Annotated in this window: 19 protein-coding genes; all 19 read left to right on the top strand. The window is 35.9% G+C overall.

What is annotated here, in order from left to right:
- Nucleotides 1-5: 5 nt before the first annotated feature.
- The 19 genes from FD20_RS08320 (at nucleotide 6) to FD20_RS08230 (ending at nucleotide 20,128) form a co-directional block, all read left to right on the top strand.
- Entirely contained in the window at nucleotides 6-809 is an 804-nt protein-coding gene (locus FD20_RS08320) for an SDR family oxidoreductase (protein ID WP_057737617.1), read from the top strand.
- A 6-nt stretch (nucleotides 810-815) separates the two neighbouring features.
- Entirely contained in the window at nucleotides 816-1,151 is a 336-nt protein-coding gene (locus tag FD20_RS08315; protein WP_057737615.1) for a helix-turn-helix domain-containing protein, read from the top strand.
- A gap of 8 nt (nucleotides 1,152-1,159) precedes the next feature.
- On the top strand, nucleotides 1,160-2,683 hold the full coding sequence (locus FD20_RS08310; protein WP_083489089.1) for a PRD domain-containing protein: 1,524 nt from the start codon (nucleotides 1,160-1,162) through the stop codon (nucleotides 2,681-2,683).
- On the top strand, nucleotides 2,684-3,190 hold the full coding sequence (locus FD20_RS08305) for a transcriptional regulator GutM (RefSeq protein ID WP_057737611.1): 507 nt from the start codon (nucleotides 2,684-2,686) through the stop codon (nucleotides 3,188-3,190).
- A 24-nt stretch (nucleotides 3,191-3,214) separates the two neighbouring features.
- The gene (gene srlA, locus FD20_RS08300) at nucleotides 3,215-3,784 is read left to right on the top strand and encodes a PTS glucitol/sorbitol transporter subunit IIC (RefSeq protein ID WP_057737609.1); all 570 of its coding nucleotides are present in this window, start codon (nucleotides 3,215-3,217) and stop codon (nucleotides 3,782-3,784) included.
- A 22-nt stretch (nucleotides 3,785-3,806) separates the two neighbouring features.
- Nucleotides 3,807-4,808, top strand: coding sequence for a PTS glucitol/sorbitol transporter subunit IIB (gene srlE / locus FD20_RS08295; RefSeq protein WP_057737607.1), 1,002 nt, complete (start codon nucleotides 3,807-3,809; stop codon nucleotides 4,806-4,808).
- Between the two features lie 24 nt (nucleotides 4,809-4,832).
- Nucleotides 4,833-5,213, top strand: coding sequence for a PTS glucitol/sorbitol transporter subunit IIA (locus FD20_RS08290; RefSeq protein ID WP_057737605.1), 381 nt, complete (start codon nucleotides 4,833-4,835; stop codon nucleotides 5,211-5,213).
- A gap of 309 nt (nucleotides 5,214-5,522) precedes the next feature.
- A complete protein-coding gene (locus tag FD20_RS08285) occupies nucleotides 5,523-6,272 on the top strand; it encodes a glucose 1-dehydrogenase (RefSeq protein WP_057737603.1) in 750 nt (249 codons plus the stop codon).
- 510 nt (nucleotides 6,273-6,782) lie between these two features.
- Entirely contained in the window at nucleotides 6,783-8,150 is a 1,368-nt protein-coding gene (gene brnQ / locus FD20_RS08280; RefSeq protein WP_057737602.1) for a branched-chain amino acid transport system II carrier protein, read from the top strand.
- Nucleotides 8,151-8,377: 227 nt separating this feature from the next.
- Nucleotides 8,378-8,833, top strand: a complete 456-nt coding sequence (locus FD20_RS08275; RefSeq protein WP_057737600.1) for a LytTR family DNA-binding domain-containing protein — start codon at nucleotides 8,378-8,380, stop codon at nucleotides 8,831-8,833.
- Nucleotides 8,830-9,525, top strand: coding sequence for a LiaF transmembrane domain-containing protein (locus FD20_RS08270; protein ID WP_057737598.1), 696 nt, complete (start codon nucleotides 8,830-8,832; stop codon nucleotides 9,523-9,525). The genes FD20_RS08275 and FD20_RS08270 overlap by 4 nt, the downstream gene beginning before the upstream one ends.
- Before the next feature lie 435 nt (nucleotides 9,526-9,960).
- Nucleotides 9,961-12,567, top strand: coding sequence for a sigma 54-interacting transcriptional regulator (locus FD20_RS08265; protein ID WP_057737596.1), 2,607 nt, complete (start codon nucleotides 9,961-9,963; stop codon nucleotides 12,565-12,567).
- 141 nt (nucleotides 12,568-12,708) lie between these two features.
- Nucleotides 12,709-13,131: a PTS sugar transporter subunit IIA gene (locus FD20_RS13800; RefSeq protein ID WP_057737594.1), complete on the top strand. Its 423-nt coding sequence runs from the start codon at nucleotides 12,709-12,711 to the stop codon at nucleotides 13,129-13,131.
- 39 nt (nucleotides 13,132-13,170) lie between these two features.
- The gene (locus FD20_RS13795) at nucleotides 13,171-13,662 is read left to right on the top strand and encodes a PTS sugar transporter subunit IIB (protein ID WP_057737592.1); all 492 of its coding nucleotides are present in this window, start codon (nucleotides 13,171-13,173) and stop codon (nucleotides 13,660-13,662) included.
- 13 nt (nucleotides 13,663-13,675) lie between these two features.
- On the top strand, nucleotides 13,676-14,518 hold the full coding sequence (locus FD20_RS08250; protein ID WP_057737590.1) for a PTS mannose/fructose/sorbose/N-acetylgalactosamine transporter subunit IIC: 843 nt from the start codon (nucleotides 13,676-13,678) through the stop codon (nucleotides 14,516-14,518).
- A gap of 14 nt (nucleotides 14,519-14,532) precedes the next feature.
- Nucleotides 14,533-15,354, top strand: a complete 822-nt coding sequence (locus tag FD20_RS08245) for a PTS system mannose/fructose/sorbose family transporter subunit IID (RefSeq protein WP_057737588.1) — start codon at nucleotides 14,533-14,535, stop codon at nucleotides 15,352-15,354.
- A gap of 13 nt (nucleotides 15,355-15,367) precedes the next feature.
- Nucleotides 15,368-17,047: a glycoside hydrolase family 13 protein gene (locus FD20_RS08240; protein ID WP_057737586.1), complete on the top strand. Its 1,680-nt coding sequence runs from the start codon at nucleotides 15,368-15,370 to the stop codon at nucleotides 17,045-17,047.
- A gap of 120 nt (nucleotides 17,048-17,167) precedes the next feature.
- Nucleotides 17,168-17,770, top strand: a complete 603-nt coding sequence (locus tag FD20_RS08235; protein WP_057737585.1) for an SGNH/GDSL hydrolase family protein — start codon at nucleotides 17,168-17,170, stop codon at nucleotides 17,768-17,770.
- Between the two features lie 555 nt (nucleotides 17,771-18,325).
- Nucleotides 18,326-20,128, top strand: coding sequence for a DUF2207 domain-containing protein (locus tag FD20_RS08230; RefSeq protein WP_057737583.1), 1,803 nt, complete (start codon nucleotides 18,326-18,328; stop codon nucleotides 20,126-20,128).
- The last annotated feature ends 300 nt before the right edge of the window (nucleotides 20,129-20,428 follow it).

The following is a 20,428-nucleotide window of genomic DNA, read 5'->3' as shown; positions in this document are numbered from 1 at the left end:
TGAATATGTCTAAAGACTGGTTAGAATTAACTGATAAGGTAATCATTGTTACAGGTGGGTCTTCCGGTATTGGGGACGCAATTGTTAGAGAGTTAGCAGGTCATGGTGCTGATGTTGTCAATGCTGATTTAAAACCTGGAAATTTTGAAAGCGAAAGGGTAACATTTGTAAAAACTGACGTAACTTCAAAAAAAGATGTTAAAAATATTGTTGAAAAGACAGCTTCAAAATTTGAGCATATTGATGGTTTGGTCAATAATGCAGGTATTAATCTGCCGCGTCTTCTTGTTGATGCGCAAAAGCCTAGTGGAAAGTATGAATTAACCGAGAATGACTTTGAGAAGATGTTCACAGTCAATGTCAAAAGCGTTTATCTTATGTCTCAGCTGATAGGACATTATATGGCTAAACAAGGACGCGGAGTTATTGTAAATATGTCTTCAGAAGCAGGGCTGGAGGGCTCACAAGGACAAAGTATATATGCCGGAACAAAAGGAGCAATAAATGCTTTAACACGCTCATGGGCTAAAGAACTTGGTGAGTTTAATATACGTGTAGTAGGTGTTGCTCCAGGAATCATGGAAGCAACTGGGTTGAGAACTCTGGCATATGAAGAAGCATTGGCTTATTCGAGGCATAAAACAGTAGCAGATATAAGAGCAGGTTATAAGAGTAAGACAACAACGCCATTAGGGCGAAGCGGGCATTTATACGAGGTGGCAAATCTTGTGAGCTATTTTCTTTCTGAACGAGCAAGTTATATCACCGGTGTTACGACTAATGTAGCGGGAGGCAAATCAAGAGGATAAAAAGGAATGGTGCAATTGGATAGCCAAGGGTTTAGGTTGTTAAAATACTTTATTGTCAATGACTCAATAACAATTGATGAGTTGATTGCAAATGAGCATGTTTCGAAAAGAACCATGACGAAGTATATTCAAGAATTGAATGATGATTTAGACGGTATTGCACAGGTTCATAGGAAGCAACAGCGTTATTATATTCGCGTTAATGACTATCAACAATTGGCTAAAATACAGACCGGACAATTAAAAAGAAATTTGGATTTCAATGATGCTAACAAGCGCTATGCATACATTATTGATCGTTTAATTCGGGCAGATGAGTATATATTACACTCGATGATTTAGCAGAAGGATTGACGGTTAGCAGGACAACGTTAAATAGAGACATTAAAGACTTGCGGAATCAGCTCGATGAGTATCAAGCAGAAATTTTTTCAATGACTAGTAATGGGATAAAGTTAAAAGTTTCAAAAGAGTACGAAGTTCCTATACTCATTGAGAACTTTGTTTACGACTACTATCCAACACAATTACTAGCAAAAATTGAAAAACGAGCAAATTTAAAACTGCTTTACGAGGAACTTCATATTGAGGCACAGACACAAGTTCAATTTGAAAAAAAATTAACTTCACTTTATCTGGCAATTCAAGATGGCTACAGAATAGAACATAAGATTCCATTCTTTCCACGGTTATGGGACAACGAGGGAAGTATTAGCAGATTAATCAATATATTCGAGGTAATAATTGGAGCAAGACTAACAAGCTATGAGTGCGACTATCTTCTGTCACCACTCACTTTTAAAGCAAACCGCTTGCTTTCAAGAGAATTAGTTGAAAAAGAGGCAAGAAATAATTATCAGGTATTTGAACTAGTAAAGAAAAAAAATACTTTTGATATAGCACTTGATTTTAAGCATATTTATGAACAGATAAAATATCATTTGCTTTTTTTGATAAACAGAGCACTTTTTCATTTTAAAGTACCTACGATCTTGCCTGACAATGTTGTTGATCAATATCCACTCGCAAATGATTTAGCGGTATTGACGATACATGTGTTGGAGAAAAAGCTCAATGTAAATATTGATAAGGTTGAAATCAGTTACTTAGCTATTTATTTTGAAATGGAATTGGAAGAAAACAAAGCAGGAACAGTACAAACATTAGAGGTTGCGATTGTTGGTCAAATCGGTGAAAGTGTTATCCGCTTCATTCAGCATCGCTTGGAAGATATTTTTGAAGATGAGATAGCAGTGGCTGTATTCAAAAACGTTGAGCAATTAGACAAACAGAATGCTCATTATTTGCTTATATTTTCAGATAAACCGATTAGATATTATGATCAAGCAACACCAGTTGTTAGGATCAGTGCAGCATTCAGAGCAAATGAATTGCGGAATAAATTGCAAGTCTCGTTCATTGAGAAAGCTATCTCGAGTAATCTGTGTGAATTTACTTATCAAAGGTTGCATAGCAAGGATGGATACTTGTGCGCAACGGAGAAAATGATTCGATCAAAAATAAAGGAAGGGAGCTTGAATGCGAGTTTTCTTAAGTTTTGGAAAAAGAGGGAACAGCAAGGATCCAATGTGTTTGAAAATGGGATTGCAATTCCGCATGTCATGGATAATTCTGACAATGAACGAATATTATTGAGTATCGGTGTTTTCGATTCTGATACTAAATATCAGGATCGAAGAGTTAGAATTGTATTTCTTATTGGGATACCGCAAAAACTTAACTATCAATTGAACAAAGTTTTAACACAAGTTTATGACCTGGTTTTTGCGGTGGCTAACAATCGAGATATTTATAATAATGTTTTGGATTATGATCAGCAAGGACCATTGACACAAATAACGGAGGGGATTTAAATGTCTGTAATGTTTTGGCTGGGTTTGTTTCTGGTGATGGCATTCTTGCTCCAAGGTTTTCTTGGATTTTTACAAATCAAAAATTTTTCAGCTAATTTTGGTGAGCTAAGAAAGAAAGGTAAAGTTTTAATTGGGAAAAACCCCAAGAAAATACGTTCAGGAAGCCTGATTTTAATGGCTATCGACAATGAAGGAAATATAAAAGATGCTCGAATAATGAAAGGGGTTACAGTGTTTGCTAAATTCAACCAACTTTCAAAATTACACAGCATGAATATAGCCGAAGTTGCCTCTGATTATAAATTTATTACTAGTTTTGATAAGTTAACACAACAATGCATTTTAAATGCCTATCGAAATTATATCAATTTCAAAACAGGCAAATTGGCGATAGATGACCTTGATACGAGTATCAATCTTTTTTCAATGCCTCTTTTTGAGAAAATAAAGATGCAAATTTTACAGATTTCAAACTTTATTAAACAAAGATTTGTCCGTGAAAAATAGACAGGATTGAAGGAGTGATAAAAAATGAAATATATTACTGACTTTGCTTCAGGATTTATGGGATTATTCCAAACAGGTGCTAAAACTTTTATTAGTTGGATGTCTTCAATCGTACCTGTAGTTCTGTTATTACTGGTTTTGATGAATACTATAATTGCCTTTTTGGGAGAAGAAAGGATGGAAAAGCTAGCTCGGTCGTCTTCGAAAAATGTTTTTACGCGCTATATGCTGTTACCATTTCTAGCAGCCTTTATGCTAGGTAATCCAATGTCTTTTACATTAGGGCGCTTTATGCCTGAGTTTTATAAACCAAGTTATTATGCAGCTTTAGCTCAGTTTAATCATACCAGTAATGGTGTATTTCCACATATCAACCCGGGTGAATTATTCATCTGGTTAGGTATTGCGCAAGGTGTTCAAAAACTTGGTTTGAATAGCATGGATCTGGCAATCCGTTATCTGTTGGTAGGATTAATTATGAATTTTGTTGGAGGGTGGGTCACTGATTATACGACTGCATATGTTTGCCGAACAAGTGGAGTCAAACTTTCCAAAGAAGTTAATTTATCAGTCAGTCAGAATACACAGGATTAAAAACGTTAAGGAGTGAAATGTTATGGCATGGAGAAGCGTTAAAATTGAACGTGGAACGGGTGGTTGGGGAGGCCCATTGGTTATTACACCAACTGAACAAAAACATAAATTTATTTATGTGACAGGTGGAAACAAGCCCGATATTGTTGATAAAATAGCTGAATTGACAGGTATGGAAGCAGTTGATGGTTTTAAAACATCAATTCCTGATGATGAAACAGCACTAGCGGTTATTGATTGTGGTGGAACTTTACGCTGTGGTATTTACCCTAAGAAGGGTATTTTTACAGTCAATGTGTTGCCGACAGGAAAAAGCGGACCTTTAGCAAAATTCATTACACCAGAACTTTATGTTTCCAATGTTGGTGTTAATCAAATCAAACTTACTGAGGATGTTCAAGGGAACAAACCGGTGGATAATGCAAACACTGAGCAAGTCCAAGATTCTAAATATGATAGTCAAAAGACGATTACACAACAGATGGAACATAAAGGGTTTATTGCCAAAATTGGTATCGGGGCTGGTAAAGTTGTCGCGACTTTTAATCAGGCAGCTAAAGACTCTGTCCAAACAGTGATCAATACTATTATTCCATTTATGGCCTTTGTGGCGTTGCTGATCGGTATCATTCAAGGATCAGGAATTGGAAAATTATTTGCAAAATTAATGACGCCGCTGGCTGGGAATGTATGGGGATTAATGATTATGGGCTTTATTTGTTCATTACCATTCTTGTCCCCATTATTAGGACCTGGTGCAGTGATTGGACAAGTTATTGGTACCCTGATTGGTGTTGAAATAGGTAAAGGCAATATTGCACCGCAATATGCGCTGCCAGCGTTATTTGCTATCAATACTCAGAATGCTTGTGATTTTATTCCAGTTGGCCTTGGGCTAGAAGAAGCTGAATCCAAAACAGTTGAAGTTGGTGTTCCATCAGTCTTGTATTCAAGGTTTCTTAACGGTGTTCCACGTGTGTTTGTGGCGTGGCTTGCAAGCTTTGGGCTCTACGCTGGAAAATAATTGTGTTAATTGGAGATGGGGAGAATGAAAACAAGTGAAAAAGTAATATATGAAACTAAAGTAAACGAGATCGGCAGTGAAGCCAAAGATTTCAGAGACATCCAAATGTTAATATTATTTGGAAGTGAGGCTCCCGATGCATTGCGATCTTCGTGTTACATTATCGATGTTAACAATATCAATGGAAACATTACTGCGGGTATGTTCTTAATCATAGATCATAGTAAGTATAAAATTACAGCAGTTGGTAATGAAGTTCAAAAAAACCTGCAAAATTTAGGCCATATTGCGATTAGTTTTACGGGAATGGATGCGGCTGAATTACCAGGAACATTGTATGTTGAAAAAGGAGTTTATCCAGAGATTAAAGTAAATACTGAAATTGAAATTGCTGCTCTAAATTAAGAAAAATAGAAATTTTTTGAATGTAAAAAAAATATTTTTTTAGTTTCGAAAAACCCTGCCAATTATTATTGTGGCAGGGCCTTTTGGTTAATGAAAAGTTCTCAAAGAAGTGCAAATACAAGTTATATACTTTGAAATAGAAATTGATTAATTTTTCAATTTATACGTGCAAGTGCTTGCTTGTGCAAAAGGACTGAAAGTGCTATCTTAAAACTTGAAAGACAGTTGAACTGCGCAGAATCTATCTTTCAAAGATGCGTGATGTCGAATTGCAGTAAGTGAATTTAAATAATAATGAGGTGAGGATAGATGGCAGGAAGATTGGAAGGAAAAGTAGCGATTATTACCGGTGGAGTTGCAGGAATTGATTTAGGAATTGCTGAATGTTATGTTCGTGAAGGTGCTTGTGTCGTGTTGACTGCTAATCATAATGTGAAAGGTGGTGAAACTGCTGTTCACAAATTTGGTTCAAAAAAAGCGTTATTTGTTCAACAAGATGTTTCTAAGGAGAAAGATTGGCAAAAAGTTATTGAAGAAACGTTAGCAAAGTTTCACAAATTAGATATCTTGGTAAATAATGCAGGTATTTGTGGAAAATTAGTTCCAATTGAAGAAGAGGAATTGAGTGACTGGCAACAAGTTATCGATGTAAATTTAACCGGTAACTTTTTAGGTGTTAAAGCAGCAATCCAAGCAATGAAGAAGACAAATAATTCTAAAGGTTCAATTATAAATATTTCATCGGATGCCAGTTTAGTGGGCTTTCCTTTTGCACCAGCTTATTCACCAAGTAAGGGCGGTACAAGATTATTAGCTCATTCAGCAGCGCTTTCGTTAGCTCATCGAAAAATAGAAATCCGTGTTAATTCGGTTCATCCAGGATGGATAGACACGCCGATGGTGCCAAAAGACATTTATGAGCAGATCATTCCTGAAATACCAGTAGGACATGTGGGGAAACCCAAAGATGTTGGGGAGCTGTGCGTTTACTTGGGGAGTGACGAGTCCAATTATGTGACTGGTTCAGAGTTTACAGTTGATGGTGGTATTCGGGCTTAAGCGCTTTTTATGCCTAGATTAGATAAGACAACAGACAATTATCCGGTGAGAATGTTAAAAAGCATAAAAAAATTCTTGACTTTTTACGCAGCTTACAGAATAATGTACATTAACATAATAATTGATTAAGATACGTTGAGAAGAAGGAACAGCAATATCAACTTGTACAGAGAATATTCGCGATGGTGGAAGAATATCTGGTTGGGTGCTGTTTGTAGTCTTTGAGTAGCAGCAACGAAAAGAAATCCTTTAGTTGCTGATGTGTGCACCCATTAAAGTGCCAATGCATCGCTCTTTTGGGAGCCGCGCATGAGAGATTAGAGTTGTAGCCTATTTTTTTCAGGTTGTGATTTTCTGGTAACAAAGGTGGTACCGCGTTAAAAGCGTCCTTGGATTTAATTCAAGGACGCTTTTTTGTTGTAAAAATATGGAAAGAAGATGATTCAAAACAGAAGTTGAAGCAAAAATTAACAATTGGAATGTTTTATTAAGAAAGGGTAGGTTTTTATTATGAAAGAAAATAAATTAAGTTTTAGAGGAATAATTTTGATTGCATCACTGATTTTTGGCATGTTGTTTGGGGCAGGTAATCTTATTTTTCCAGTACATTTAGGGCAGTTGGCTGGACAGAACTGGTTGTTAGCATCATTAGGTTTTTTAGTAACTGGGACATTGATACCATTGATAGCGTTGATAGCATTAGGAATTTCTAAGAGTCACGGATTATATGACTTTGGGGCGCCTGCTGGTAAAAAGTTTGCTGTTTTTTTCTTAATAATTACACATTTATCTTTAGGACCATTATTTGCAACACCACGGACAGCTTCAACTGCTTTTCAGTTATCGTTTGCAAGTATTTTACCAACGAAGTATCAAGGTTTAGGTCTGTTTTTCTTTTCCGCAATTTTCTTTTTTTTGGTATATCTTTTTGCACAGAATGAAATACATCTTACTCGTTACATTGGGAAATGGCTGAATCCATTGTTTTTATTATTGCTAGCAATTATTTTTATTATTGGTATAAGCAAACCCATGGGGAGTTTGCAACAAAATGTCACAGCTATTTATCAAACAGCACCATTTGCAAATGGGTTTTTAGAAGGTTACAACACAATGGATGCATTGGCAACATTGGCCTTTGGAATAACAATCATAAAAGCGCTCAACTTTTTAAAAATTACCCATCCGAAAGAAATCGCAGGTTCGTTAATTAAAACGGGTATTCTTGCGATGAGCATAGAAGCAATTATCTATATTGGGTTAATCATGTTGGGAGTAGCAAGTTTAGGCCAATTTAAAATCTCCGCCAATGGTGGGATTGCATTGGGACAGATCACACAGTATTACTTAGGTTCTTTTGGAACTGCCTTTCTAGGAGTTATGGGGACGCTGGCAGTATTCACAACAGCCTTGGGATTGGTAACTTCTTTTGCACAGGATATGCACAGCATTTTTCCAAAGATCAAATATAATTACTTCCTTATTTTTACTATCGCCGCATCATTTTGCACGTCAAATCTAGGTTTGACCCAGATCATTGCTTGGGCCACACCATTACTGATGTTCCTTTATCCATTAGCAATGGCTTTGATATTACTTTCATTGCTTACTTTCTTATTTAAATTGGATTCTATTGTATATCGTTCGACGTTGATTTTTACTAGTATTGCTGCGGTTTTGGATGGCATCAACGCTGCACCTAAAGTACTAAGCAGCCTTTTTAGTGGCATTTTAAGCGGATATCATCAATGCATACCATTTTCAGGTGTTGGCTTTGGATGGATATTACCCACAGCAGCAGGATTAGTACTGGGGATTTTGTTGCATTGGAAAAAAAGTGCGGCTGAAAAAGCTTTAAGTAAACGTAATGCAGCATAAAATATAAAGATTATTCGCTATTAAAATATTGCAAATATTCTCCTTCATTTTCTTGGCAGCTTAGAAGCAGATGCTAGCAGAAAGGGTTAATCAATATGCAGATCAGTTAATTGGTGCGTGTTTTCTAGATCTATGTGCCACTTACGCAGAAGAAATTACCACTTGTACCAAAATCATTTACCCGCCATTCGAAATATGTTCTACTTAGAGTGTGAAAGGGATTGTCTATGAAAATAACAATTGATATCGATGGCAATTTGAAAGAAACAGAGGTCGTTATACATGCCCCGAAATATTCTGAAGAAATCGTGCAGTTAAACGAGATGCTTCAAGCTAAGCAGAAAAAAAATTCTCTTTTATTTTATAAAAAGGCAACAGAGTACTACTTAGATGTTGATGATATTCTGTTCTTTGAAACAAATGCTCGTCAAATCCACGCATATACAGAAGATGATGTTTACGTGGTCAGATATCGTTTATATGAGTTGGAAGATATCTTGCCAGATGAATTCATGCGTGTGTCGAAGTCGGCTATTTTAAACATAAATAAAATATTTGCATTGACTCACTCTGTTTCCAACAACCTTATCCAATTTCAAAATTCACACAGGCAAATCTACGTTTCTAGAAAATACTACAAACTATTAAGGAAACGTTTAGAAGAAAAGGAGAAGGATTTATGAAAAAACAAAGATGGTTTTGGGGGATTTTTTTCTTACTGAGTGCAGGTTTGTTAGTTGCTGGCCAAATGGGATGGATTAGTGCGCAAATTAGTTTTTGGAGTGTTATTATTACACTTTTCTTAGTTGCAGCATTTGTTCAGAGCGTGGTTCACAGAACTGTTCCAGGAATGGTTTTTTCGATAGCTTTTTTATGCATGCTCTATGCGGAACCACTGGGGATTAAACATCTGGTTCCGTGGACAATACTTGGAGCGGCAGTGTTGTTAAGTATTGGTTTTTCGCTACTATTTCATCAAGGAATAAGCTTTGGAAAGAAAAAGCGAAAGTATGCATTTGACAAAACATCTGCAACAAATGATGCTTCTCATGTCCACATCAGTGGAAATATGAATTCGAGTATCCAATATGTACAATCCCAGGATTTCAGGCAAGCTGATGTTGATGCATATGCATCGGGGATAAAAATTTATTTTGATAACACAAGAGTTGAAGAAGATAATGCGATAATCAATATAAATGCTGCATATAGCGGAGTTGAATTCTATGTTCCGAAAACCTGGAAATTAAAGAAACAAGTGGATTCTTTCTTAAGCGGGATAGAGGAAAAGGGAAGACCCAACACAGAAGAAGGACCGACTGTTATTTTAAACGGCAATTTGAAATTAAGCGGTTTGGTGATTCATTATATTTAAAAAATAGTTTTAATTATAATTTATAAAGAAAATAGTGCCTATCATATGAAACATTCTCAGAGTAAATAAAAAATTTTGAGGATGTTTTTTATTTTGCAGAAAGTGGAGCATGCCAGTATCTGCTAACTTGAGCATTAATTAAATTGTGAATAAAGTTTGGCTTTGAATATCGATTCATGGCTAAAAAAACATGCTAACTTGTATAGTACAAGTCTCAAGGAGAAGATTAGGTGAATATAACTTTTAGTGCAGGCTCAGCTATAATGTGCTTAATGGAATTAAGCAGTTTCGATTTTAATCTGAATTGATGGGGAAAAACAGACTAGGAGAGAAAATAACAAGCTTTTTTGCTTATTTTTGTAATAAAAAAATAAAATGGTTGTGTTTGTGGTAATGTGATTAAATATAGTTAAACACTCTAAGGGAGATTAGTTCATGAAAAAAGCTCGTTTTAAAGTCAGAGATGCACTGAAAGAATTACTCAACCGTGGTCATCAGAAGATATCAACTGAAGAAATTGCGAAAGCCGCGGGACTTACACGTGGTGTAACTAGTTCATATTTGTCTCAATTGCGTAAAGATGGTTTGGTTGTTAAATATGGAACTAAACCTATTTATTGGAAAATAAAAGAGAATACAGATGTTTTTTCAAAATTTATAGGTTCATCAGGCAGTTTAAGGAAAGTCATCGAGTCTTCTAAATCATCAGTTGTTTATCCGCCTAGTGGCTTTCCGTTGATTATCACAGGTCCTTCGGGTACGGGGAAAAGTTATCTTGCATCCCTTATATATAAATATGCGCACCAGAAGCATGCTATTGCTGAATCTGCAAAATTCATTGTGTTAAATTGTGCTGACTATGCGAATAATCCGGAACTTCTTTCTTCGGTTTTATTCGGTTACAAAAAAGGTGCATTTACTGGAGCTGAGAAAGATACCGCTGGTTTGGTCGAACAGGCAGATGGTGGCTACCTTTTTCTAGATGAGATTCATCGGTTGCCAATAGAGAGTCAGGAAAAATTATTTACACTGCTTGATACTGGGTATTATTATCCATTGGGAGAGAGCAAAGAGGCACGTCAGGTCCACATCCGCTTTATTTTTGCCACAACAGAGAAATTAGATAACTATCTCCTACAAACATTTAGGAGACGTGTACCTTTGAAGCTTGAACTGCCATCATTTTCGAAAAGGCCTCTATTTGAGAGATATCAAATTATACTTCATTTTTTTTATCAAGAAGCTGTTTCTATTCAGTGCGATTTGAAAATTGCCTATGGCATTCTCAGATCGCTAGTTGCAATTTCCTCGGCGGGAAATATTGGTACCATTCAAAATAAAGTAAAGCTAATGTGTGCTGATGCGTACCGTAATGATAATAACGATCGACACTATATAACGATCGATAATAAGCAGGTTTTCTTGGAAGAGTATATACTTCTTGAGTATCAAAAAGTTGAGAATTTTGAGCCGGTAATGTCCGTTGGTGATAAGCAGGCAGTTTTAAAACTTATTAGTGTTTTGAATAAAAATGAACATCAAAATGCACCCATTTCGGATAATGTTTTAGAAATTCAAAGTTTTTTACATGATATGAAACAGGCAGTCCTTAATATTGATTTGGATGAGAAAATGGCTGATGTAATGGCGAAAAGAGTTAAAAAAGTAATTTCTTTTTTAAGGCATCGTTATGGATTATCCCTTAATATTTCAGATAGTGATGTGAGGACTTTAACGCAGTTTCTGGACGTGATGATTCATTTTTCTGAGCAGCTTAATTTGAAAGACATCGAAAGCTTGGCACGATCTGTCAAAAAAAGATATCCACGGACAACATATCTAGCAGCACTTGCTACACAGCAATTAAATTTTAAGGAAATACCTCAGAATTTAGTTGTCCTAGCGATGGTTTTCTTGATTTTTGCACCTAAAGTAAATGACATCGAAAAAATAGATATGTTAGCAATCATTGTGTCGCACGGAGAAACGATGGCGGCCAGCATTCAGAGTATTGTTAATAATTTGTGTGGTAATTATATTTTTGAAAGCTTCGATATGCCGATTGAAACTTCAATGATGGATATTAGTAAAAAAATCGGCAATTTTATCAATCAACAGTCTCAAACATATAAGGGAACGATTTTGATGTTTGATATGGGATCTTTAAGTCAGATGTATAAAGAGATAAAGCCATTGCTTTCCTCGGATTTATTGGTTATCAATAATGTGACAACAGCAACTGCATTGGATATAGGCCTTCAAATACAACAAAAAAATCAATTTAAAGAAATTGCTGAAAAAGCAGAATCATATCGGGATGTTATCAGTACGCAATATTATGAGGGATTATCTCAGAAACAAAATATTATTGTTTCATGTATGTCAGGGGAGGGACTTTCTAAGGAAATCAAAAATATTATAAAAAAGGTTTCTCAAACCGATACCGATATCATAACGATGGATTATAAAGACCTGAAAAACTCTTTGGACAATCACGATCATGAATACTTTCGGAACACAAAGGTAATTCTCACTACCACAGATATTCCACAGCATGCAGCAACCTCAATCATTAATATTTACGATATTATGGATAAACCGGGTACCCAAAAACTCTATACTTTGCTAAAAGAACTTGGAGAAAGCGATCAAAGTATTAATGCTTTGATCGAGGAGCTACTGAAATTTTTCACGATTGAAGGCATCGGGGATAGGTTAGAGTTTTTAAATCCAGAAGTTGTGATAAAAGAAGTTCAGAAAATTACCAGCAAGTATGAAAAGTACTATCATTTGAGCTTAAGTGGAAAAATAAAATTGAATTTGTATATGCATATTTCTTTAATGCTTGAAAGAACACTGGTTTCAAATAATTCCAGTAATAAAGGACATACTATCCATGAGCAGATGTCAGAAGCGCAATTAGAATTTTATTCAGTTTCAAAGAATATTTTTCATGATGTTGAAGTGAAGTACAATATTACGGTGAATGATTATGAGATATCATTGATGTACGAGTTGTTGAGGCCTCTGATAGTTGATTGAATGTGCTTAAACAAGTGCTCAGAAAAGAGTACTTGTTTATTTTTTTTGCTCAGGAAAGTTGAATTGAAGCTTTTTGTAAAAGTTGGCACGGAAGTTGCTATGTAATAATTGTGAGAAAGAAGAATAGAAAGGGATGGTTTTGTGAACAAGTATTTGATTGCAACACATGGTGAACTGGCAAAAGGAATTAAAAGTACAATTGAACTTTTTGCAGGGCAAGAACAGCCAATTAGTTATATTTCTGCATATACAGACGGTACAAAGGATTTAGATGAAGAATTAAATAATTTCTTCGATGGATTAAATGGCGAAGATAGTGCAGTAATCTTTACTGACCTGTACGGCGGTAGTGTTAATCAAAAAGTAAGCGTTATTGCTACTGGACGAAAAAACATCTTTATTATTGCTGGATTTAATTTGCCTGTTATTTTGGAGACTGTGTTGGCACAAGAAAAGATTACACAAGATTTTATTGAAGGTGTGATTAAAAAAGGAAAAGATAATTTAAAACAAGTTCAGTTACAGTCGGATGTTGATGAAAGTGAACAAGATTTTTTTGATTAAGCAGATATAATAAAAAAATAAATTTAGGGAGAGATTAAAATGATTCAAGCTTTACGAGTAGATGAAAGACTTATTCATGGACAAATTGCAATGGTATGGTCAAGAGCACTTGACTTAGATGGTATTGTGGTTGCTAATGATGAAACCGCTGGCAATGAGACACAAAAAATGGCGCTTAAGATGGCGGTTCCTACAGGAATTAAGGTCATTATCAAAACAATTGATGGTGCAATCAATTTGCTAAATGATCCTCGTGCTGGAAAGATGAAGTTACTTGTTTTAGTTAGAACAATTGCAGATGCAAAGGCATTGGCTGAGAGTATTTCAGGTATTAATTATGTCAATATTGGCAATGTGGGCAAGTCTGTTCAAGGAGATAAAACGACTCTAACTCAATTTGTAATGCTAACAGATCAAGAAATAGAAAGTCTTAAGGAATTGGTAAAGATCTATCCAGATACTGCACTTCAGAATCTGCCAGATGATAAAAAAGAATTGGCAAGCAGTGCTTTGAAAAAATTGAGTTTGTAAGGAGGAAGCAAACATGTTGTATCAAGCTATAATAGTTGCCTTAATAGTATGGCTCACAGTAGGTGGTCAAGAACTACTTGGGTTCACTCAATTAGGAAGACCAATCGTTATTGGTCCACTTGTCGGTTTAGCATTAGGTGACTTAAAAACAGGTTTATTGCTGGGAGCCGCACTTGAAACAATCTTTATGGGTGTTGTTAACATTGGTGGTGCGAGTTCTGCTGAACCAGGATTGGCAAGTGCGTTAGCTGTAGCCTTTGCAATTAATTTACATGGTGGACTGGGTGTTGCTTTGCCTATTGCAATTCCGATCGGAATCATTGGATTGCAGATTAAGACATTAATTTATGTGTTGTTTGTTGGACCTTTTGCCAGCAGATTTGATACGTTGGCTAAACAAGGCAATCAAAAGCAAATAGTTGCACTGCATTATGGGCTGTGGGCCTCGCAGTGGTTTATTTATTCATTAATTCCGTTTTTTGCCATTCTTTTTGGATCAACAGCTACGCAGGAAATTTTAAATATGATTCCTAAAACGATTGTCAATGGACTTACGGTTGCTGGAAATCTGCTGCCTGCCGTCGGAATGGCAATGTTAATGAAAATTTTATGGCAGAACAATATTTCAGTATATTATTTCTTAGGTTTCTTGATCGTTGCATATTTCCAAGTTCCATTGATTGCAGTTGCGGTTATGGCGATTGTAATTGGAGTTGTAAGCGGACAGCGTGATTTTGAAATGCATCAGTTGAATAAAAAAGTAACTGAACAAAAATCATTAGCGGCAGCAAACGTTCAAAATGCACAAGTAGCTGGAGCTGGAAACGATATAGAAGATGATGATTTCTTTGATTAGTGGAGGAAAAAAAGATGGCAAACAATACTTTAAGTAAAGATGAACAAAAATTATTACATCAAATGTACTGGCGTTCCTTTATGTTGTATTCATCTGTAACACCAGCAAAACAAGGTGCTTCAGGTTTTGAATATTCAATGCTTCCATTCATCAATTATTTTTATAAGGATCCTGAAGATAAAAAAGAAGCTATGGTTCGTCAAATGTCCTATTTTAATACTAATTTAGCCATGAGTCCGTTTATTATGGGAATTACAGCATCAATGGAAAAAGAAAACGCAACTAAGAAAAATTTTAATGCCGACTCTATTAATGCCATAAAAACAAGTTTGATGGGTCCATTAGCAGGAATAGGTGATTCAGTTTTCTGGGATGTTTTAAAAGCAATTGCAGCGGGCGTTGCCATTAGCTTAGCCAAATCTGGTAACTTCCTCGCACCGATTATTTTCTTGTTGATCTTTAATATACCGGTTCAAGCTGTTCGTTGGTATGGTGGTAAATTAGGTTACACACTGGGCTCAACCTATATTTCGAAACTTTATGAAAATGGACTTATCAATATTTTGACAAAAGCTGCAAGTATCGTGGGATTGATCATGGTCGGAGCTATGACAAACCAAATGGTGCTGTTCAAGGTCAAGTGGAATATGGTAATGGCTGGAAAAACTGTTTTAAAGACTCAGGTAATGCTTGATCAGATTTTTAAAGGGTTGGTTCCGTTACTAATTACTTTGCTGTGCTTTTATCTGTTGAAGAAAAAGAATGTTTCAATCAATTATCTGATCTTTGGAATAATTATTTTAGGAATTGTTGTTTCATTACTCGGGATTGCTTAAGGAGTGCATAATCGTGGAAAAAAAATGGTGGAAAAAAGCAGTCATTTACCAAGTCTATCCCAAGAGCTTTTTAGACACTAATGGAGACGGGATAGGCGATATCAAGGGAATCGAAAAGAAATTAGACTATCTTGTTAAATTAGGAATCGATGCCATTTGGATAAGTCCAGTTTATTTATCCCCACAAGTCGATAATGGATATGATATTACGGATTATCGCAAAATCGATCCAATGTTTGGCGACAACAACGATATCTATCATTTGATTGACAAAGCGCATGAATATGGGATAAAGATTATTATGGATATGGTTGCTAATCATACATCAGATCAAAGTCTTTGGTTTCAGGAAAGCCGCAAATCAAAAGATAATTTCTTTAGTGACTTTTATGTTTGGCGTGATGCCAAAGAAGATGGAAGCGAACCAAATAACTGGGGATCAAACTTTGGAGGATCCGCGTGGGAATGGGATCAAAATCGTAAACAGTATTATTTACATTATTACGCGAAACAGCAGCCTGACTTGAATTGGGAGAATCCAAGGGTACGGCAGTATATTTATGATATGATGCGTTTTTGGAAAGCAAAAGGTGTCGATGGCTGGAGAATGGATGTAGTTACATCTATTTCTAAAGATCTGCATTTTCCAGATAATCCTAATCCGCATGGAAAGCCATATGTTGTGGGCAATCAAAATAACGGTCCGCGGATGCATGAGTTCATACATGAAATGAATCAGGAAGTTTTGAAACCTTTCTCAATGATGAGTGTAGGAGAGTCGCCCGATTCAACTAGTCAAGATGCGACTTTGTTAGTTGATCCAGAACGCGAAGAACTTGACATGATATTTACCTTTGAACATATGCATGTCGATCGCGCACAGGGTGGTGTAAATGGACGTTGGGATATTCAAAAAATGGATCTGATAAAATTAAAGAAAATTTTGTCTTCTTGGCAGATAAATTTAAGAGATCATGGATGGAATGCATTATATTTTGAGAACCATGATCGTGCCCGGGTCACCTCGCGCTGGGGAAATGATAAAAAATACAGATATGAGAGTGCGACCGCTTTTGCAACCATTTTATATGGTTTGCAAGGGACACCTTTTGTTTATCAAGGCGAAGAAATCGGCATGACAAATCCAGATTTTGAAATTGAAGATTATGAGGATATTGAGCTTCTGGACAATTATCGTGAACTCGTACTTGAACAAAAAACGATTTCAAAGGAAGATTTTCTCAAGGCAGCTCGCAAAATAAGCCGCGACAATGCTCGAACCCCTATGCAATGGAGTGGGACTGATAATGCTGGCTTTACGACTGGAGCTCCTTGGTTTAAGCTTAACCCAGATTATAAAGAAGTTAATGTAGAGGCTGATTGCAAAAAAGATACATCTGTTTTTAAGTACTATCAGACTTTAATCAAGCTCAGGCACGAATGTAGAATTTTAACAGAAGGTTCTTATGAACTGCTTTATCCAGAAGACCCAAATGTTTTCACGTATAAGAGAACATTGGGTGGAAAAACTTGGTTGGTAGTTGTTAATTTGAGTGATACCCAATTTGAATTGAGTGATTACTTACCGCAAGGGCTGAAGAAAGAGACATTGGTAATTGCTAATTACCGGGATCGAACCAGTACAGACGGTCTTTTAAGGCCTTGGGAAAGCTTAATTTTAGCGATTTCTTAATGGATTAGTTACTAAAAATGTGTCAAAAGTCGAGAAAAATTAGGCGCAGTTTAACCGTCCTTTACAGTATTTGCGGTACTTTTTGTGGCCTAACTGAAGAAAAGGGGAAAGTGAAAATTCATGTATACACATTATGTAGCATTGGGGGACAGCATAACAGATAATAGAACCTCATATACCAGTAAATGGTATCATGACTGGCTTAATGAGTGGTGGCAGCCACAGCAGACAACTATTCTTGGAACTGCTGGATCAACGGTAGCCTTGGGACATGATTCGATGGTCAAACGATGTCAGCAGATTCCAGCGGACTGTGACATCTTGACTATTTACGCGGGTATTAATGATTTTGGCAGAAATCAGGCTTTGGGACAGTTTGGAGATAAAACGGTAGAAACTTTCTATGGTGCTTTAGAACAGTTGTTTATGAAATGTATGTCAGCTCACCCGGATATGGCTATATATTTTATATCTCATGTTCATATCGGGACAGACTTTTTCCCCCAAAAAAATAGTTTTGGTTTACTCCAACTGGATTATGAAGAAGCTATTTGCAGAATGACACAGAATTTTGGAATTCCTCATTTGAGTTTGTATCATAATGCGGGATTTAACTTCTTCATTCCGACACTAGCTGAAAAATACAGTTATGACACACTGCATCCTAATGACTTGGGACATTACAAAATTGCACAAAAAATTCATAGTTACATCAATAGTTAGTTTTTAATACTTTAACAAGGTGTTGGGTCAAAATAAAAATGACCCGGCATCTTGTTTTTACTTGGTAGTATGCGAATTAATGCTTAGCAGTAGGTTTTACGTAACTGCGAAGTGCTCATAAATTGAAGTCAGGCAGTATTCATAATTTATCGCCAATTACGTAAAGGTTAACAATTATTGCTGCATTTCGGTTAAGCGACTTCAGTTTAAATAAGAGAATAGCAGATGAATTCTAAAATTAATAATGGATGGTTACACACTTGTAATTTCAATGTGTGACCATTCTTTTTTGTGGTATAGTTATTTCTTAAGCGTGTTTTGCTTGAATAATAGAAAACTAATAATTTTTCTAAATAGTTTATATACGAACTTTTGAAATGTTTTACTTAATGTGTACTGTAATTGAGAGGCAAACTATTTTTTTAAAAGATACACTTTGAGAATTGAGTGTAGAATTTTGAAGTGCTGCTGTATTTCTAGAGTTTAAGATAGTATAATATTTGTTTTCTTGAGAATGTTTGAGATAATAAGGGAAATTAGACGGGGGTCAGATTAATGAGACATAGGTTTCATATATTAGAATTTATAACGGTATTATTGAGTTGTTTCTTATTTTTTATTGCACCAGCACATGCTGATAACACTTATAAGATTAAGCAATATCATATCAATGTGAATGTTTTAAAAAATGGAGATGCGGAATTAACGCAGCAAATCACTTATGATTTTGATGGCAATTTTCATGGAGTTTATTATAATCAAGATCTTCGCGGAATTAAAGGAGTTTCAAATATTGGTGTTTCTTCAGAGCAGAATAAAAAGAAAACTAATTTAACGCAAGCAAATACTGGAACTAATAATACGTACACACTGAACCAAACCAAAGATAATTTGCAAATTAAAGTTTTTCATGCTATTTCTGATGAGGTTGCAACTTTTACCTACCGCTATTTATTGCGTGGTGTAGTCACTAATTATAATGACACAGCTGAACTGAACTGGAAGATAATCGGAGAGAAGTGGGATGTCCCCTTAGAAGATGTCCTAATTACAATCCAGTTGCCACAAAAGAACATTCAATCTCTTCAAGGATGGACTCACGGAAATCTGAATGGTCATACGAGCGTCCGGAAAAAGAGCGGACAAGTTGTAATACGCTTGAATGAAAATCCCGCGAATCAATTTGTTGAAAGTCGTCTGCTATTTCCAACAAATGTGACTTCGGCTAATACAAATAAGGTGAACAAAGATGTTAAAGAAAAGATTCAGCAGCGTGAGGCTGAACTAGCACACCAAGCTAATGAAAAGCGCAAACGCAGTCAGCAGCGTAACATGTTTATAAAGTATACAATGATGATTTTGGGTCTATTAATTACTGGTGTTTGGTGGCTGTGGCGTTGGCGTAACACAGGTAATCCTCGAAAAGCGCTGCCGCCGTTGGTTCATTCTTATGAGATACCGGAATATTCAGCAGAAATTACACAAGCGATTATTGATGATAATGAACCTAGTTCGAAGACGTTTAGTGCGTATTTGCTAGAACTTGCAGCAGTTAAGAAAATAAGTATCAGAAAGACAGAAAATGAAAAGAATGACTATGAGGTAGCACTACTTGAAAAGAAGCTCATAGAAGAAGATAAATTATTGAAGACCTTGTTTACAGAGGTCGGCGATGGAAACAAATTTTCATTAAAACAACTGAATAAATTCGGTAAATCATCGAAACATAGTCTGAAAATTCAAAGAGCTTTTAACTCATGGCAAAAGAAAATTTTCAAACAGGCACGGAGTTTGAATTACCATGATAAAACTAATGCTAAACTACGAATAATAGCTTTATGGGCGACGATCGTCAGCAGTGCCTTTCTGGTGGTATCAGCGGTGATATCTTGGAACACTTGGTGGTTCGGGCTGTTTTCATTGTTAATAATACTGAATATTATAATTTGTTATTCGTACCGTAAACAAAGACCAAAATATTCGGAAGCTGGTTGGCAGATGTTTTATCGTTTTTCATGTTTTAAAAAGATGTTACAGGATATTGGCCGTTTTGACATGAAAAAAGTCGGTGATCTCATTTTATGGGAACAGATTTTACCATACGCTGTAGCCTTTGGATTGGCTAAAAAGGTTATTAAAGAGTTGAAGGCTAATTTCTCTGTTGAGGAATTAGAGACAGGATTTGGAAATTACTATCCCATTTTTATTTTAGGCAGTGCTAATTTTGAAACTGCATTTAACAGCAGTTTTTCAAGTGTGATTGCTGGTGATGCTTCGTCAGCAGGCGGTTCATCTGGTGGCTTTAGTGGTGGTTCGTCAGGTGGCTTTGGCGGTGGTTCCGGTGGTGGGGCATTCTAACTTACCGTTGTTATAAATTTTATTATATTAATTAAAAAAACTATGGAGCATATCAGGAAATCTGCTTAACGGAAAAATTTCTATCTTAAAATGGTTATTCTAAATACGTTGAGAAGTTGTGACATAAGTTGGTATAACTTGAGTGCTGACACGAACTTGTGAATATAGCATGTTTCTTTGTTACAATTAATTCGAAGTTAGACAGAGAACTTTAGCTTATGGGACAAATTTATTTGTAATTAATAACCTGAATTATTCACCATAAGTTCTCCAAGTACAGTGTCACCCCGTTATCATGGG

The organism is Liquorilactobacillus uvarum DSM 19971, assembly GCF_001434935.1.
GTDB lineage: Bacteria > Bacillota > Bacilli > Lactobacillales > Lactobacillaceae > Liquorilactobacillus > Liquorilactobacillus uvarum.
This window is presented reverse-complemented; position numbering and strand designations above follow the sequence as displayed.

Bases quoted from the DNA above. Each gene is read 5' to 3' on its own strand.
- FD20_RS08320 (WP_057737617.1), top strand. From the start codon at position 6: ATGTCTAAAGACTGGTTAGAATTAACTGATAAGGTAATCATTGTTACA.
- FD20_RS08315 (WP_057737615.1), top strand. From the start codon at position 816: ATGGTGCAATTGGATAGCCAAGGGTTTAGGTTGTTAAAATACTTTATT.
- FD20_RS08305 (WP_057737611.1), top strand. From the start codon at position 2,684: ATGTCTGTAATGTTTTGGCTGGGTTTGTTTCTGGTGATGGCATTCTTG.
- srlA (WP_057737609.1), top strand. From the start codon at position 3,215: ATGAAATATATTACTGACTTTGCTTCAGGATTTATGGGATTATTCCAA.
- srlE (WP_057737607.1), top strand. From the start codon at position 3,807: ATGGCATGGAGAAGCGTTAAAATTGAACGTGGAACGGGTGGTTGGGGA.
- FD20_RS08290 (WP_057737605.1), top strand. From the start codon at position 4,833: ATGAAAACAAGTGAAAAAGTAATATATGAAACTAAAGTAAACGAGATC.
- FD20_RS08285 (WP_057737603.1), top strand. From the start codon at position 5,523: ATGGCAGGAAGATTGGAAGGAAAAGTAGCGATTATTACCGGTGGAGTT.
- brnQ (WP_057737602.1), top strand. From the start codon at position 6,783: ATGAAAGAAAATAAATTAAGTTTTAGAGGAATAATTTTGATTGCATCA.
- FD20_RS08275 (WP_057737600.1), top strand. From the start codon at position 8,378: ATGAAAATAACAATTGATATCGATGGCAATTTGAAAGAAACAGAGGTC.
- FD20_RS08270 (WP_057737598.1), top strand. From the start codon at position 8,830: ATGAAAAAACAAAGATGGTTTTGGGGGATTTTTTTCTTACTGAGTGCA.
- FD20_RS08265 (WP_057737596.1), top strand. From the start codon at position 9,961: ATGAAAAAAGCTCGTTTTAAAGTCAGAGATGCACTGAAAGAATTACTC.
- FD20_RS13795 (WP_057737592.1), top strand. From the start codon at position 13,171: ATGATTCAAGCTTTACGAGTAGATGAAAGACTTATTCATGGACAAATT.
- FD20_RS08250 (WP_057737590.1), top strand. From the start codon at position 13,676: ATGTTGTATCAAGCTATAATAGTTGCCTTAATAGTATGGCTCACAGTA.
- FD20_RS08245 (WP_057737588.1), top strand. From the start codon at position 14,533: ATGGCAAACAATACTTTAAGTAAAGATGAACAAAAATTATTACATCAA.
- FD20_RS08235 (WP_057737585.1), top strand. From the start codon at position 17,168: ATGTATACACATTATGTAGCATTGGGGGACAGCATAACAGATAATAGA.
- FD20_RS08230 (WP_057737583.1), top strand. From the start codon at position 18,326: ATGAGACATAGGTTTCATATATTAGAATTTATAACGGTATTATTGAGT.